Raw genomic sequence first — 16273 nt, forward strand, 5'->3', positions numbered from 1 at the left:
TATTTTATCAAGCTGCTTTGACTGGCACACCGCTATGAAAGCGGAATAACTCATCTGGACTACTAATCAGATTTTTTTCAACTGCGCGAATATGCTCAATACGCATCTGAATATCTTCTTTTGGGTTCTTCAGCTTATTGGTCGTCGCTACGTCCATGGCCAATGCTAAATAGTCCTCATAATGGCGTGATTCAGACTTTAGCAAATAGCGGTAGTAACGCCCCAACTCTTCATCCACATGTGGTGCAAGCGCATAGAAACGCTCGCATGACCGTGCTTCAACGAATGCGCCGATCACTAAGATATCAATTAACGCTTCTGGCTCATAAGTCCGCACTTCTTTGCGTAGACCACCTGCATACCGACCAGCACTGATCGCAGTCCATTCCTGACCACGTTTTGCCATCAGTTCCAGCACTTGCTCATAGTGCAGCATTTCTTCACGTACTAGCTGTGCCAGTTTGATTTGTAAATCCGAGAAAAAACTATAACGAAACATCAAATTCATTGCTGTACTTGCTGCTTTCTTTTCACAATTGGCATGATCCTGCATCAGGATATCCAAATTATTTAAAGCTTCATCTAGCCATGCTTTTGGTGTTTCACACCCCAAGAAGCCAATGACTGGCTTCATTAGGGCATCATAATCAATATTTGACATATACTTTACTTAAAAATTAACGTGCAGATTTAATCGCAGCTTTCATTTGTTTTACAGACTGTGCCAATCCAATAAATACAGCATCAGCAATAATCGAGTGACCAATATTCAATTCATGAATTTGAGCAATGCGCGCAATCGGAGTGACATTGTCAATATTTAAGCCATGACCAGCATTCACAATCAATCCTTTAGATGCCGCATATTCAGCACCTCGAATAATACGTTCCAGCTCTGCTTTCTGCGCTTCAGGTGTTTCAGCATCTGCATATGCACCTGTATGCAACTCAATCGTAGGCGCACCACAGGCAATCGCTGCATCAATTTGAGCAAAGTCAGCATCAATAAATAATGAAACTTCGCAACCAATCGCCGCGAGTGCTTGAGTCGCGTTTTTTACATCTTCAAAATGCCCAACCACATCTAGACCGCCCTCAGTCGTGACTTCTTCACGCTTTTCAGGAACAAAGCATACATGATGCGGCTGAATCTCTTTGGCAAATTCAACCATTTCATTGGTCACTGCCATTTCAAGGTTCATATGGGTTTTTAATACAGAACGCATACGACGTACATCATCATCTTTAATATGGCGACGATCTTCACGTAAATGCAGCGTAATCCCTTCCGCCCCCGCTTGCTCACAAATAATTGCGGCATTCACAGGATCTGGATAAGTTGTCCCACGTGCATTTCGTAGTGTTGCCACATGGTCAATATTTACACCAAGCAAAGCTGCCATAATTCTTTCCTAATGACGTTGAGTTTGATAATTCTGTATCCACAATTGACGACTTTTTAATGGACGATCGCCAAGCAAGGAAGTAATCATTTGTCGGTACAACTTAGACAGTAATTGTAACTGTTCAGAATTAAATTCCCCACCTTTTTCATAATCACACATACTTAAAATATGTTGACCTGACAATGTTGCGCGTGAGGCTTTAATGACAGGTTGAAAACCTTCGTTTAAATGAAATTGATAATTTTCATGAGGCTGAATTTGCTGTTGATTTGCATCAGTTGAAAAATCCAATGCAAAACCCAACTCTTCAAGCAGCACATGCTCAAATTGTCTAAGGATTTGCCGTAAGAATAGATCAGGGTTGGCCTGGACAGACATGCATTGAAGTTGTTCCAAGGTGTGTGCATATTGAGCAAATGTCTCATGCATCTCAACCTCTAACGGACATAGCCTCAATAAGACTTCATTTAGATAAAATCCTGAAAAAAAAGCATCCCCAAAAAAGAAAATCGGTTGATTTACAATTTCGAGTTTACTAAAGTTTTTAAGTTCGGACTTACCAGATGCTTGCAAGCAAATTGGTTGATACTGGGGAGGTGGCGTTTGCCTGAGAATACCATCAATTCGACCATGCTCCTGAGTAAACAAGTGCACAATATGACTTTTTTCACGATATTTACGATGGTGAATTAAATAACCATGCAGTATCTCATTACGCATGATTTGAAATATTAATCCTTGTCTTTCTTTTTCTTGTCGTCTTCATCTTCATCCCCATCTGGAATGACTGCACCCACAACTGCAGCAGTACCTTTAACCACGCCTTTTGTGGTTTTATAAGCCACTTTGACAGGAACAGTAACGATTTTATGAATACACCCTTGTAGAAACAAAACACATGCCACTACAGCTAATACTTTCATCATTACTCTTCCCTCAAAGTTTTAAATCTCTAGCAATTAAATATCGCTATAACCCAAGCTTTTCAATGCACGCTCATCATCAGACCAACCACCTTTAACTTTCACCCAAAGTGTTAGCATGATTTTTTGCTCGAACATTTTTTCCATATCCACACGTGCATCCATACCGATTTTCTTCAGTTTGGCACCTTTCTCACCAATCACAATGGCTTTTTGGCCAGAGCGATCGACAAAAATCGTCGCATCAATATAGGTACACGCCGCTTTAGGACGACCTGTTTTTGGATTAATTGTTGCTTCTTCTGTTTTAAACGACTCAATTTGAACCGTTAAATCATAAGGCAGCTCTTCACCCAATTGACGCATGATTTTTTCACGGATAATTTCAGATGCAAGGAAACGCTCTGAACGATCAGTCAATTGCTCAAGTGAATACAGTGGTGGTTGGAATGGTAAATATTTCTCAATCGTGCTGCGCAAATGATCTAAATTTGCACCACGTAACGCTGATACAGGAACAATTTCTGCAAAATTCATTAATTTTGCACGCTCTTGTATCAATGGTAATGCATGGTTTTTATTCTCTAGTGTATCAATTTTATTGATCACAAGAATCACTGGCATATCGGCATTTTTTAGCTTTTCTAACACTAAATCATCATTCTGTGTCCATTTGTCTGCATCAATCACAAACAAAACTAAGTTCACATCACGAAGTGCAGAATGTGCCGCACGGTTCATCATTTTATTGATGGCACGGACTTCTTTTTTGTGCATCCCCGGGGTATCTACAAATACCGCTTGAGATTTTTCGCGTGAGTCAATACCCACAATTTTATGACGTGTGGTCTGTGGTTTACGAGAGGTAATAGAAAGTTTTTGACCCAAAATATGGTTCATCAATGTTGATTTACCCACGTTTGGACGACCAACAATCGCCACAAACCCACTTTTAAAATCGGCTGGAATTTCAGTGCCTTGTGCACTAAAAAACTGACTAATTAAATCGTTACTGTCGCCTTGCGACTCGTGATCAGCATCTACGTGATCGGAATGAGTAGTCATTAAGACTTTTTCTCCAAAATTTCTAAGATTTCTGCCGCTACTGCCTGTTCAGCAAAGCGACGGCTTGAACCTTCACCGTATTTAACAGGGAGCCCTTCAACTGTACATTCAACTTTAAAATGTTGGTTCGGAGCATCACCCTGAATATCTACAACCTCGTAAACCGGGAGAGGTTTTTTACGTGCTTGTAAATACTCTTGCAAACGTGATTTAGGGTCTTTCAGTTGATCGGTCGGTTCAATATGATCTAAATATGGCACATACCATTTAAGAACAATCGGTTCCAGAATTTTTAAATCCTGACAATCGACATAGATTGCACCAATGATCGATTCAACGGTATCCGCAAGTATAGACTCACGATGATGACCGCCAGATTTCAACTCACCTGTACTCAAGATTAATTCTTGACTGAGTTTTAAGTCATTGGCAATTTTTCCTAGCGCTTCCTGACGAACCAGTGTCGCACGCATACGCGTTAGACGCCCTTCATTTTCATGCGGGTAGGCATGGTACAGATAATTGGCAATTATCATACCCAATAATGAATCGCCCAGATATTCTAGGCGTTCATAATTGTATTTATGGCTCACCGATCGGTGGGTCAAGGCCAGTTGTAACAATTCAGGTTGTTTAAACTGATAACCGATACGACTTGCTAAACGAGCTTCATTTAGCTTGGACTGAGCTTTGATCAAAACTTTTCTCGAACTTCAACACAATATCAATATTCAATAAGAAAGGTTTTCTTATTTCATAATCTGTTTTCACTTGTAGACCATCTACATTAGTGACTTGAGCAATATCTTTAAAATTTAAATCACGTACACCATTCATATCTAAACGCTGTGACATTTGTGACTCAAACTTACTCGGAGCAATATTTTTAGGACTGCTCTTCATCAATTCTTCAATTTCATTGTTGACGAGACGATCGTCAACATACGGTCCCCAAACCGCAATAACAACTTTAGCTAAAAAAGCAAAACCAATCACAGCAATTAAAATTGCAATATAAGACGTTCCCCGTTGATGTCTCATTTTATTTTCCTGATGTAAGACTAATCAATACTGCCATTACGACTAAATGAAGGCAGTTTTAAACCAGGTTCCTTATGCATCCACTTGTAAAAAGCACGTCCAGTGAGGTTTTCTTCAGGCACAAAGCCCCAAAAACGACTGTCCGCACTTTGATCGCGATTATCCCCCATCGCGAAATAGTGACCTTCAGGAACCTTAACTTCCCAATATAAACCATTTTCTGTTGAATATTTACCATTTTCAACATAGTTGATAAATGGTGCTTGGCGCGCAACATTGACGCCTTCAAGCTCACGCATGGTAAACGTATGCTTACCCATGGTTTCTTTATGATAAATCGATGTAGGTGTATCAAGTTGATCTTTTTCACGGCTAAATTCTACAGGAACTTTTGCCACCTTTTGACCATTCACACTCAGTTGACCATGATCGTAAATAATATGATCACCTGGTAAACCGACCACTCGTTTAATATAGCTGATGGTTGGTTGTGGTGGATAACGGAATACAATGACATCACCACGCTCAGGTTCACCGACATCAAGAATTTTTTTATTGACGATAGGTAAACGTACGCCATACTGATATTTATTCACCACAATAAAATCACCTGTTTCTAAGGTTGGAACCATAGAGTCAGATGGAATATTAAATGGCTCATATAAGAATGAACGCATCACCAAAACTATCGCTAGAATCGGCCAGAAATCATAAGCCCATGCGATAACGACATTTTCATTCCCTTTACCTTTGGTCTGCCGTTGCTTCCAGACAAACTTATCCAACAACCAAATTAAGAAAAAAATGACTGTGGCAGGAACAAGGATCAAATTAAAGTCAAAATCCATGAGCTCATAAACCTCTATTTATTATCTTTCTACTTTCAATACCGCAAGGAACGCTTCTTGTGGGATTTCAACACTGCCCACTTGCTTCATACGTTTCTTACCTTCTTTTTGTTTCGCAAGAAGTTTCTTCTTACGTGACACGTCACCACCATAACATTTTGCCAATACGTTTTTACGCATCGCTTTTACAGTTGAACGTGCAATGATTTGTGCACCAATCGCTGCTTGAATAGCCACATCGAACATTTGACGTGGAATTAAATCTTTCATTTTTTCCACAAGTGCAATACCACGATGGCGAGCATCTTGTCGGTGGCAAATCATGGCCAAGGCATCGACCTTTTCACCGTTGATTAACACATCAACCTTAACGAGAGATGAACTCTCAAAACGGACAAAGCTATAGTCAAGCGATGCAAAGCCACGTGAACATGATTTCAATTTATCAAAGAAATCCATAACTACTTCAGCCATTGGGATTTCAAACGTAATGGCCACTTGGTTCGCCATAAACTTCATATTCTTTTGAACGCCGCGACGTTCAACACATAAAGTCATCACATTACCCAAGTATTCTTGCGGTACTAAAATGTGACATTCAGCAATTGGCTCACGTAAATCTTCAACTGTTGAACCATCCGGCATTTTAGAAGGACTATCGATGTAAATAGTTTGACCATTTTTCATCACCGCTTCATAAATTACGGTTGGTGCTGAAGAAATCAGGTCAAGATCATACTCACGCTCTAAACGCTCTTGTACGATTTCCATGTGCAGCATACCCAAGAAGCCACAACGGAAACCAAAACCGAGTGCATCCGAACTTTCAGGTTCAAAGAACAACGCTGAGTCATTAATTTGCAGTTTGTGCAGCGCTTCACGGAAGGGTTCAAATTCACTTGAATCGATTGGGAATAAACCTGCATAGACCTGTGGTTTCACTTTTTTGAAACCCGGTAAGCTTTCAACTTCTGGTGTAGTTGCCAAGGTAATCGTATCACCAACTGGAGCACCAAAAATATCTTTAATACCCGCAATCACGAAACCAACTTCACCTGCTTCGAGCATGTCAGTTTCTGTATGTTTAGGATTAAAAATACCTACTGAGGTGATAATGTGCGTTTGACCAGTTGATTTCATCAACATTTTATCGCCTTTACGCACACAACCTTCTTTAATACGAACTAAAGAAACCACGCCCAAATAGTTGTCGAACCAAGAGTCAACAATTAAGGCTTGTAATGGTGCATTACGATCGCCTTCGGGTGCAGGAATGACATTGACTAGTGTTTCAAGCACCCCTTCAATGCCTAGACCGGTTTTAGCTGAACATGTAGGTGCTTCAGTCGCTTCGATACCAATAATGTCTTCAATTTCTTGAATAACACGCTCTGGCTCTGCTTGCGGCAAATCAATTTTATTTAAAACAGGTAGGACTTCTAAACCTTGTTCAATTGCTGTATAGCAGTTAGCAACAGACTGGGCTTCGACACCTTGTGCAGCATCGACAACCAACAGTGCACCTTCACACGCAGCCAATGAACGTGAAACTTCATAAGAAAAGTCAACGTGCCCAGGTGTGTCAATGAAGTTGAGTTGGTATTCTTCACCGTTAGGATGAGTGTAATACAAAGTCACAGACGTAGCTTTAATCGTGATACCACGCTCACGTTCTAATTCCATAGAATCTAGAACCTGTGCCTGCATTTCACGATCTTGCAGGCCACCACAAGTTTGAATAAATCGGTCGGCAAGCGTCGACTTACCATGGTCGATATGCGCAATGATCGAGAAGTTACGAATGTTTTTTATATCAACAGATTTTTTAGCTTGCGCCATGGGCTACCTTGGAAAAATAAAAGCGCTATGCATGCAATTCTTTATGCATAGCAAAAGCCGAATAGAAATTGCCGAGGATTATAGCAGATGGATTTTTCAAAGTATCGAAAATAATGCATTGCTTTTATGCTAACCACTTATCCTGGCTGTAGAACTTAACTAGTCTTCGCTTTAATATGAGGTTTCAATTAAAAATCAGAAATCATAAGCACTAAAATCAAGCGGATTTATGCTATCTGCGATGGGTTGATAAGCTTGGGTAAATGTTGGCGACATGCGCTTTGGACGGCCTGTAGCAATTTCTATGCATGCCCACTGTGTATTGCCTGTAAATAATATCGCTTTGTCTTTAGGGCGATAAAATACGTACTGCCGAAACGAATACAATGCATTGATATCATTTAGCCAAGTTCGTAAAATAATCTCCTCACCTTCGAGCGCTGCTTTACGATATTGCACATGATGCTCAACAGCGACCATGGCATGCTTCAATTCAATATATTCTTTTAAGCCTAAACCCAAAGCTTCAATATGTGCTGTCGCGACATCTTGCATCCAACTGACGTACACCACGTTATTCACATGATTTAATGTGTCGATATGTTCAGCTTGAACTGTAATTTTTAAATCAAAGATATCGCTCATAGCGTCCTGCAAATTTTAAATTGTGGCCCACAGTCTACCCATTTTTATCTAAGGGTGAATTGCAAAAACGCTAAAGTTAAAAAACCACTCGCTTGGAGTGGTTTTCATTTAGTAACTCATTACTGAATACGCATGCCCACAATCGCACGCTGTCCCTGACGAATCAAAGAAACACGTGCAATGCTACCATTTTTCAACTCAGAAATAACTTTCACAAAATCTTCAGCATTGTTTACGACTTTATTATTAACTTGGGTGACAACATCCCCCGGCTGAATTCGTGCCTGTGAAGCTATACCTCCTGCACGTACATCTTGAATTAAGACACCGCCTTTTAGACTCAGTTGTTTTAATTCATCTGCGTTTAAGTTGCGAATTGACACCCCAATCACTGGACCTTTTTTCACAGATGTCTTTTCAGCTTTTGCAGGCGTATCATCTGGTGCTGTGATCAAGGTTGCTGAAATATTTTGGCGTTTATCATCACGCAGCACTTCAAGCTGAATACTTTGATTTGGACCTGTACGATTAAGATAATTCAGCAGTTCGCCTGTACGTGAAATTGGTGTGCCATTAAATTTCAAAATGACATCACCCACTTTAAAGCCAGCTTTTGCAGCAGGTGAATTTGGTGCAACTTGAGTAATCAAAGAGCCTTCTGGTTTTGAAAGGTTATAAGACTCTGCAAGATTACGATCGATATCTTGTAGCATGACGCCTAAATAAGCACGTGTTACCTTGCCGTTTTTCTTTAATTGGTCTGCAACATCCATTGCAACATCAATGGGAATCGAGAACGATAACCCCATATAACCGCCTGTACCACTAAAGATACGAGAATTTACCCCGACCACTTCACCAGACTGATTAAATAATGGACCACCAGAATTACCCGGGTTCAATGCCACGTCGGTTTGAATGAATGGAACCGAGGTTTCTCCCATCATATTACGCATTTTAGCACTAACGATTCCTGCTGAAGCTGAATAGTCAAAGCCAAATGGTGAACCAATGGCCAACACTGGCTCACCTACACGTAAACGGTCAACATTGCCTGTGCGTAGCTCAGGAAAATTTGAACCTTTGACCTTTAACAAAGCCACGTCAGTCCGCTCATCACTACCCACAACTGTGGCATCAATTTCACGGCGGTCATTCAGTACAATGGTGACTTTCGAGGCATCTTCTACCACATGGTGATTTGTCAATAAATAACCATCTTTACTAATAAAGAATGCGCTTCCATAACCGGTCTTTTCTTGCGGCATTTTTTGCTGCGGAATAACCACCTGATTACCGAAAAAGCGTCGTAATATTTCTGGGACTTGTTGCTGCAAAAGCTCTTCTTGACTAAGCTTTTTAACCACATTCACGCTTACGACAGCTGGGCTGACTTGTTCAACCAAATTGGAAAAATCAACAGGACCCGCTGCCTGAGTCTGCACGCTAGCAACCGTAAACACAGCTGCATAGAGTCCCTTTTGTAAATACGATTTATTCATTGTTAGCATTCACTCAATTGTGCTTATCATTTGAAATACGTTAGTTTTTATCACAATGCAAGTCTAAGCTTCGTAATAAAATGTTTGATGATTATTTATGATAAACAATCTTAAACATTCCTTAAATATTACAGATCTATGAATATTTTTCATTATTTAGTTAATTTATAGTCATTGCGTTTATAAGAAAAAACAGTTGTGATGATCGGACATTTTTTAAAATTAGCTGATGGACATGTCTAATTTAAACACGACACATCAATTTGATGTGATTATTGTGGGAAGTGGCGGTGCAGGCCTAAGTTTAGCCCTATCGCTACCAGATCATTTTAATATTGCTGTTTTAGCTAAATCGACGCTGACGGATGCCAGTACATATTATGCCCAAGGTGGTGTTGCTGCCGTCCTCGATAAAACAGATTCTATTGAACAACATATCAATGACACCATGATTGCCGGTGCACATTTATGTGAAATGGCGGCGGTAAAACAAACCGTTGAAGGTGGTAAATCTTCTGTCGATTTTCTACTGAATCAGGGTGTGCAATTTACCTTAGATGAACAAGCACAATTACACCTTACCCGTGAAGGTGGTCACTCTCAGCGACGCATTATTCATGCAGCAGATGCCACAGGTCGTGCTATTTCCACAACATTGGTTGAACGTGCGCAAGAAAAAGCCAATATTCATATTTTTGAAAATTTTATTGCAATCGATTTAATCACCGCACAAAAATTAAATCCTGAAACTGAAAACCGTGCTCTCGGTCTGTATGCTTTAGATGAAAAAACCGAAAAAGTACATACCTTTTTAGCACCCTTCACTGCCCTTGCCTGTGGTGGTGCCATGAAAGCATATTTATATACATCAAATCCCGACATTGCGACGGGTGATGGTATTGCCATGGCGTATCGTGCAGGCTGCCGTGTTGCCAATATGGAGTTTAACCAATTCCATCCAACCTGTTTATATCATCCTCAAGCTCGCTCTTTCTTAATTACCGAGGCGATGCGTGGCGAAGGTGCCTATTTACGTCTTCCAGATGATGAACGCTTTATGCTGCGCTTTGATGAGCGTGCCGAATTAGCACCACGCGATATCGTAGCGCGCGCGATTGATTATGAAATCAAACGTCTAGGAATCCGTCATGTTTGGCTTGATATCACCCATAAACCTGCAGAATTTGTCAAAGAACATTTCCCAACATTGTATGCACGCTTAATGGAACTCGGTATTGATATTACCAAAGAAATGATTCCGGTGGTTCCGGCAGCACACTACACCTGTGGTGGCGTTGTGGTTGATGAAAACAGTCAGACCGATATTCCAGGCCTATATGCCATTGGGGAAACCTCTTATACCGGCCTACATGGTGCAAACCGTATGGCGAGTAACTCCTTACTGGAATGTTTTGTCTATGGTATGAGTGCTTCAGCACATATCACAGCACAGCATCAAGGAACTTATCAGGCGCCGCATGTCCCAGAATGGGATGACTCGCAAGTGACCAACCCTGATGAAGACGTGGTGATTTTGCAAAATTGGGACGAGCTTCGCCAAACCATGTGGAACTACGTGGGTATTGTCAGAACAACCAAGCGCCTCCAACGTGCCCTACACCGCATTGAAATGCTTAAGCGTGAAATCACCGAGTATTACCAAGATTACCAAGTCAGTAAAAATCTGATTGAACTCCGTAACTTAGTATTGGTATCAGAAATGATTGTGCGCTGTGCAATGGAACGTAAAGAGTCTCGTGGTCTGCATTTCACTTTAGACTATCCTGAACAAGCAGACGAACTACGTAAAACGGTGTTAAGTCCACCCGATTTCACGGTTGATTGCCCTGTAGTTAATACTGAGTTAGTCTCTTAAAACTTTTAAATTAAAAAAGAAGCCGCACATGATGTCGGCTTTTTTTTGATTTTACTACCCATAAATATGTAATGCCGCTTTGAAAGTTTCTAAGTGCAGATTTACAAGATCATTCATATTTTGATAGCCCCCAGCCAATACAAACATCAATGGTATATCTGCACGTTTAGCCAAATTGAAGACCATTTCTTCGCGTTTCTGTATCAAAGCGGTGCTAAACCATGATGAACCAAAAGGGTCAGCTTGATGACAATCCATCCCTGCTTGATAAATAATTAAATCTGCACCCCATGCTTTAGCTTGCTGTATTCCTTCATGTATAGCCAAAGTATATTGTGCAAAATTTCCACGATCTTTATGTACATGCCGAGTTAAAGAACGTTCATAAGTAGGACAACCAAAACGTAGCCCATAAATACTAAAGTTAAAAAGGTTATCTAACCGTCTAGTAAACTCAGCTGTACCATTCCCCCCATGTTGATCGCAATCGAGTACAAAGATTTTCTTATTCGGATTCTGCTGTGCCACCAAAGCCAAACCATTGAAAGTGCAAAATGATCCACCATATTCATACACTGCATGGTGAAAACCTTGTGCAACATTCGCTGCGATACCTTTTTGCAAAGCCAAATCTGCAGCCATCAACTGCCCTGCATTGATTCTCAGCACGGCATCTCTAAGCTGAGTATTCCAAGGCTTAAAACCTGAAAAGGTCGCAAGCTTAGCGGGCTGCCCTGTCATAAAAGCATCCACATAAACAGGATCATGTACTTGGCTTAAAATTTCAGCGTCGATACACTCAGGCTCATGTATTCTGATGTTCTGCCATTGTTCTAAAGCTGTTCCAACCGCCAATAATTTTTCCATACTATTGGTATGAGTATGAGCAAAATATTTTGGCGAAAAGCATACATCTAACATGATGGAAACACTCAAAGTTGCGCTATTGCCACATCAATTAATTGCTGAAGCTCAGTCGTACCTGGGCTATACAGACCATTATCCACTTGCTGCTGAAAATGTGTACTGAAGGCACGCTTTCGATTTTGAGGCGACACTGACAAAGTCGTTAAGCGTAAAAACCACCACCCAGAAATGGCCTGATAAGGAATCACAAAACCTTTAAACTCACGATTTTGTCGTTTTTCAACTAATTGTTCAGCATCATAACTCACGGAAAAAAGTGAACCCGCTGGAATACGAACACCATTCATGAGTACAGGTTTCAAGCTGATACAAGAATGGTTATCCCCCATATTTAATTTTTCCATAAATAAGGGCTGACCGTATTCATCTACAAAAATATTAATTTCACCGCTACGAAATACACGTCGATGTGCAATTTTTAAAAAGAAATTTTCAGCCATTGGACAAGAGCCAACTTTTGGCTTTTTAGCCAGTGCTTGTACTTCAACGATTTGGTTTTCAGTTGACGATTTTGGCAAAATCAGATCTTCAATCAAGGTACAAATAAGCTGACTTTCTTCCAAATTTGCATGTTGCTGAATTTGACGCAAACTTTTTTGAAGATGTAATTCTTTCTGTAAAACCTCGTAAAAGTCTGTAAATTGTTTCAATTGCTGAATGTTTTGATTTAAATTTTGATTTAAATCTAGATGACGCCAACCTGACAAATCTAAATGATAAGCACGACTTTGATCTAAAATTTTGCGTAAACCATGCGTGTCATATTGATCAAAGAGTTTGAGATCTTGAAATTCATGTGATGCACGCGGCAAATTAATATATTCAGCTAATACTCGTGTGGCTTGAGTATATCCACAGCCACGTCGTTCTGTTTGATGTGAGTAATGCTCATTCAGCATTTCTGTCAATTTTTCTGACAAAGGATATGCATGCTCCTGAAAGAGCCGAACAACTTCATGTGCAGTAGCAGTCATGTATTTAACCAATCAAATCTGTGATTCAATTATAGATTTAAAATAACACTTATGAGTTAATTGATTTCTACTAAGCTATTGAAATTATGCAAATAAAAATACACTACGCAGAAAATTCACCAACCAATGCACAATTTATTTAGACAGACTGCTGCATTTTAATCCAATCTAATGGATCAACTGCATATTTTCAGTTCAATGTCGCTGCGGAGGAATCGAATAACTCCCTGTTATATGTGCAACGGGCTCATCCACACCTACTGAATACACCAACACTTCACCATAAATTATACTTTTACCGACTTTAAGTAATCGACATTCTCCCCGCAAATCTTTATTCGCCTCAGGCTTCCTTAAAAAGTTAATATTCATACTTGTGGTGACTGCAAGTCCGACAATTCCAATCTCTGCAAGTATTGCCACATACAATGCAAAGTCCGCCAAAGTCATCATAGTCGGGCCTGAAACAGTATTGCCAGGCCGCAAATCTTTTTCAGTCACATGCCAAATTAAAGTGGCAGCCTTTTCACCAACTTCAACGATAGTGCAATGCTTTAAGCTTGGCGCAAATTCAGTCTTAAGGAAATTGATAATCTCCTGTTTTGTAGCATGCATAAAAAATCATCCATAACTTTTGCTATGAATGATTTTTAAATCAATTACCTAACAAATACTATGGCATTTTAGATCTGCTGTAGTTGCGATAATGCCTGTTGGAATACATGCTCAGGTGTTTGGGTTGCGTCAAGGCGTTTCATTCGTTCAGGGTGCGTTTGATGAATCTCAGCAAAACCTGATCTTACTTTCTCAAAGAAAGTTGCTTTCTCTTGTTCAAAACGGTCTAAAGCACCACGCTCTCTTGCTCTTAACATTCCTGTTTCAATCGGTGCATCAAGCCAAAAAGTAATATCCGGTATACGCGCAACAAAACTTGCATTTAAGACATTGAGCTTGTCACGATCTAAACCACGTCCTGCACATTGATAAGCAAAACTCGAATCAGCAAAACGATCACATAAAACGATTTTACCTTCTGCCAATGCAGGTAAAATCACGCGCGCCAAATGCTGTGCGCGTGCAGCATACATAAGTAACAACTCTGTATCATCACTCATTGCTTCATCATGATTGACGGCTAAAAGTAATGCACGAATTTGTTCAGCCATAGGTGTACCACCCGGCTCACGTGTAAGTACGACATTTTTACCCAAATTTTGGAAATGATCATGTAATTTACGAATGAGTGTAGTTTTACCCACACCTTCCGTGCCTTCAAAGCTAATAAACATGCTCACTCCTTAGTTTTTCGCACGAATTACAGATAAATATTCTTGTACCGCGCGGTTATGGTCTTGCAAATTACTGCTAAATTTATGGCCGCCATTTCCTGTTGCAACAAAATATACATTGTTAGATGAATCAGGATGCATTGCAGCTTCAATGGCTTTTTGACTCGGCAAAGCAATCGGTGTTGGTGGTAAACCATTAATCGTGTAAGTGTTATAGGCTGTTGGTGTACGTAAATCTTGGCGAGTGATATTGCCTTGGTATTTATCGCCCATGCCATAAATCACAGTTGGATCTGTTTGCAAACGCATCCCTTGTTTGAGACGACGCACAAATACACCAGACACTTGTTCAAGCTCACTATCAATACTGGTTTCTTTTTCAATAATCGACGCCATAATTAAGGCTTCATATTTATCTTTATACGGTAAATTTTGAGCTCGATTGTTCCAAGCCTGATCTAAGGCTTTGATTTGTCTGTTATACAAATCTTTTAAAATTTTACGATCAGACTCGCCTTTTGCAAAGAAATAAGTATTCGGAGCAAATAAACCTTCTGGGTGTGAATAAGGAATACCCAGTTCCTGCAAAATCTTTGAATAAGGCAGATTGCTAATGTCATGCGTTACCAATGGGTCATTTTTTAAAGCATCAATGAGTTGCTTAAATGTCGTCCCTTCAATCACTAAAATACGATTCATTTGTGCATTTTCAGAGTTCGAAATCAACTCCATAACTTCTCGCACACTCATGCCTTCATGGATTTCATACACACCTGCTTTTAAGGTGTCATTAATCATGAACTTTTGGTACAACTTCAAAATAATAGGAAAATGAACTTGTTTCTCTTTGGCCAGTCGGTCAATAAAACCTGAATAGGTATCCCCTGCACCAATCGCCAACATTTGCTTTTTGCCTTCCACGGGATAGGCTTTAAATAAACTCGACCACAGTAAAATCGCCACAAGTACAACGATACCAAGTAGCACAACCAAACATGCTTTAAATGGAAAACCTGCTTTGGCAGATTTTTTCTTATTTGTTTTTTTAGACGCGGTGGACATATTAACGAATCTGACTTAATTGAAGTGTTCGGAAAAGTTCAATACAAGCTTGAACATCTAACTCAACCCCATTCAGAGTTGATGCAATTTTCATGGGACTTAAAGCATTGCAGAAAAAAACACTCTGAAAATGCGTAATTTCATCCATATTGACGTGACGTTGATTACATGGAATCTGATGCTGCTGCATCCGTTTTAAAATTTCTGCACGCATGACACCATGCACGCCATTATAACGAAGTTCGGGCGTAATCCATCCTTCATTTGTGCGAATAAAACAATTACTGCTCACACCTTCAACAACTGTACCTTGCACATCCGTCACCAAAGCTTCGCCCCATGGGGTTTGATCCAACTCTGCTTTGAGCATGACTTGTTCTAATCGATTTAAGGACTTTAAGCCCACCAAACTTGGCATGGTTAACCCAATAGCTTGATGTAATACACCACTTTCGACAATTTCGTACTCAAAATCTGCAACGGTTTTGGGGTAATAAAACACCCAAACATCTGCTGGGTGCTCAGGTAAACTATAGCCACGCTGACCAATACCACGACTCAACACAATTTTTAAAGTGCCATTGACGACATCTTGTTTACGTAACAATTTTAAAGTGTCTTCAATAAGGTTTAAATCTGCATTTAGCTTTAATCGCTCATTGCTCAATTTTAATCGTGCAATATGCAAAGCTAAAAGTTCTATTTGTCCTTGGCGAATACGTGCCGTGCTAAAACAGCCATCGCCATAGTGAAAGGCTCGATCAAGTAAATTAACTTGTTCTATTTGCTGCGCATTTTTAAAACACTGCATACGTCGTCATCCCAATTACATCACTTTATTTTAAAAAATAATCGCTCAGCATATATTTCTTTTTT

Annotated in this window: 18 protein-coding genes; 1 reads left to right on the forward strand and 17 read right to left on the reverse strand. The window is 40.0% G+C overall.

The window, feature by feature from the left end:
• Positions 1–7: 7 nt before the first annotated feature.
• From FTU13_RS00960 to FTU13_RS01010, 11 genes are all read right to left on the reverse strand, one after another.
• Positions 8–661, reverse strand: coding sequence for a tRNA-(ms[2]io[6]A)-hydroxylase (locus FTU13_RS00960; RefSeq protein WP_180114771.1), 654 nt, complete (start codon positions 659–661; stop codon positions 8–10).
• Between the two features lie 16 nt (positions 662–677).
• Positions 678–1403, reverse strand: coding sequence for a pyridoxine 5'-phosphate synthase (gene pdxJ / locus FTU13_RS00965; RefSeq protein WP_111883982.1), 726 nt, complete (start codon positions 1401–1403; stop codon positions 678–680).
• A 9-nt stretch (positions 1404–1412) separates the two neighbouring features.
• On the reverse strand, positions 1413–2129 hold the full coding sequence (gene recO / locus FTU13_RS00970; RefSeq protein ID WP_180126509.1) for a DNA repair protein RecO: 717 nt from the start codon (positions 2127–2129) through the stop codon (positions 1413–1415).
• A gap of 8 nt (positions 2130–2137) precedes the next feature.
• On the reverse strand, positions 2138–2332 hold the full coding sequence (locus tag FTU13_RS00975) for an NF038104 family lipoprotein (protein ID WP_078192000.1): 195 nt from the start codon (positions 2330–2332) through the stop codon (positions 2138–2140).
• A 33-nt stretch (positions 2333–2365) separates the two neighbouring features.
• On the reverse strand, positions 2366–3394 hold the full coding sequence (era, locus tag FTU13_RS00980; RefSeq protein WP_180007638.1) for a GTPase Era: 1029 nt from the start codon (positions 3392–3394) through the stop codon (positions 2366–2368).
• Positions 3394–4092, reverse strand: a complete 699-nt coding sequence (rnc, locus tag FTU13_RS00985; protein WP_111883979.1) for a ribonuclease III — start codon at positions 4090–4092, stop codon at positions 3394–3396. The genes era and rnc overlap by 1 nt, the downstream gene beginning before the upstream one ends.
• Positions 4064–4435, reverse strand: coding sequence for a DUF4845 domain-containing protein (locus tag FTU13_RS00990; protein ID WP_180126484.1), 372 nt, complete (start codon positions 4433–4435; stop codon positions 4064–4066). Before FTU13_RS00990 ends, rnc begins: the two co-directional genes overlap by 29 nt.
• Positions 4436–4455: 20 nt before the next feature.
• The gene (gene lepB / locus FTU13_RS00995; RefSeq protein ID WP_111883978.1) at positions 4456–5283 is read right to left on the reverse strand and encodes a signal peptidase I; all 828 of its coding nucleotides are present in this window, start codon (positions 5281–5283) and stop codon (positions 4456–4458) included.
• A gap of 21 nt (positions 5284–5304) precedes the next feature.
• On the reverse strand, positions 5305–7122 hold the full coding sequence (lepA, locus tag FTU13_RS01000) for a translation elongation factor 4 (protein WP_180126482.1): 1818 nt from the start codon (positions 7120–7122) through the stop codon (positions 5305–5307).
• Between the two features lie 195 nt (positions 7123–7317).
• Positions 7318–7767: a thioesterase family protein gene (locus tag FTU13_RS01005; protein WP_180003252.1), complete on the reverse strand. Its 450-nt coding sequence runs from the start codon at positions 7765–7767 to the stop codon at positions 7318–7320.
• A gap of 119 nt (positions 7768–7886) precedes the next feature.
• Entirely contained in the window at positions 7887–9269 is a 1383-nt protein-coding gene (locus FTU13_RS01010; RefSeq protein WP_180126480.1) for a Do family serine endopeptidase, read from the reverse strand.
• 229 nt (positions 9270–9498) lie between these two features.
• Between FTU13_RS01010 and nadB the strand changes: the two genes are divergently transcribed.
• A complete protein-coding gene (nadB, locus tag FTU13_RS01015) occupies positions 9499–11145 on the forward strand; it encodes an L-aspartate oxidase (protein WP_180126478.1) in 1647 nt (548 codons plus the stop codon).
• Positions 11146–11199: 54 nt separating this feature from the next.
• Here nadB and FTU13_RS01020 read toward each other — a convergent pair whose 3' ends face one another.
• From FTU13_RS01020 to pabC, 6 genes are all read right to left on the reverse strand, one after another.
• Entirely contained in the window at positions 11200–12066 is an 867-nt protein-coding gene (locus tag FTU13_RS01020; protein WP_180126476.1) for a histone deacetylase, read from the reverse strand.
• Between the two features lie 11 nt (positions 12067–12077).
• Positions 12078–13046: a hypothetical protein gene (locus tag FTU13_RS01025; RefSeq protein WP_078192010.1), complete on the reverse strand. Its 969-nt coding sequence runs from the start codon at positions 13044–13046 to the stop codon at positions 12078–12080.
• Positions 13047–13241: 195 nt separating this feature from the next.
• On the reverse strand, positions 13242–13661 hold the full coding sequence (locus tag FTU13_RS01030) for a PaaI family thioesterase (RefSeq protein WP_180115011.1): 420 nt from the start codon (positions 13659–13661) through the stop codon (positions 13242–13244).
• A gap of 68 nt (positions 13662–13729) precedes the next feature.
• On the reverse strand, positions 13730–14335 hold the full coding sequence (gene tmk / locus FTU13_RS01035; RefSeq protein WP_180022487.1) for a dTMP kinase: 606 nt from the start codon (positions 14333–14335) through the stop codon (positions 13730–13732).
• Between the two features lie 9 nt (positions 14336–14344).
• Complete coding sequence (gene mltG / locus FTU13_RS01040) at positions 14345–15397, reverse strand: endolytic transglycosylase MltG (protein WP_180126474.1); 1053 nt, start codon at positions 15395–15397, stop codon at positions 14345–14347.
• A 1-nt stretch (position 15398) separates the two neighbouring features.
• Positions 15399–16208 (reverse strand): aminodeoxychorismate lyase, encoded by an 810-nt coding sequence (gene pabC / locus FTU13_RS01045; protein ID WP_180126472.1) that lies wholly within the window; start codon positions 16206–16208, stop codon positions 15399–15401.
• Positions 16209–16273 lie beyond the last annotated feature (65 nt).

The sequence above is a fragment of the Acinetobacter sp. YH12064 genome, from assembly GCF_013419735.1.
In the GTDB taxonomy this organism is placed as follows: Bacteria; Pseudomonadota; Gammaproteobacteria; order Pseudomonadales; family Moraxellaceae; genus Acinetobacter; species Acinetobacter amyesii.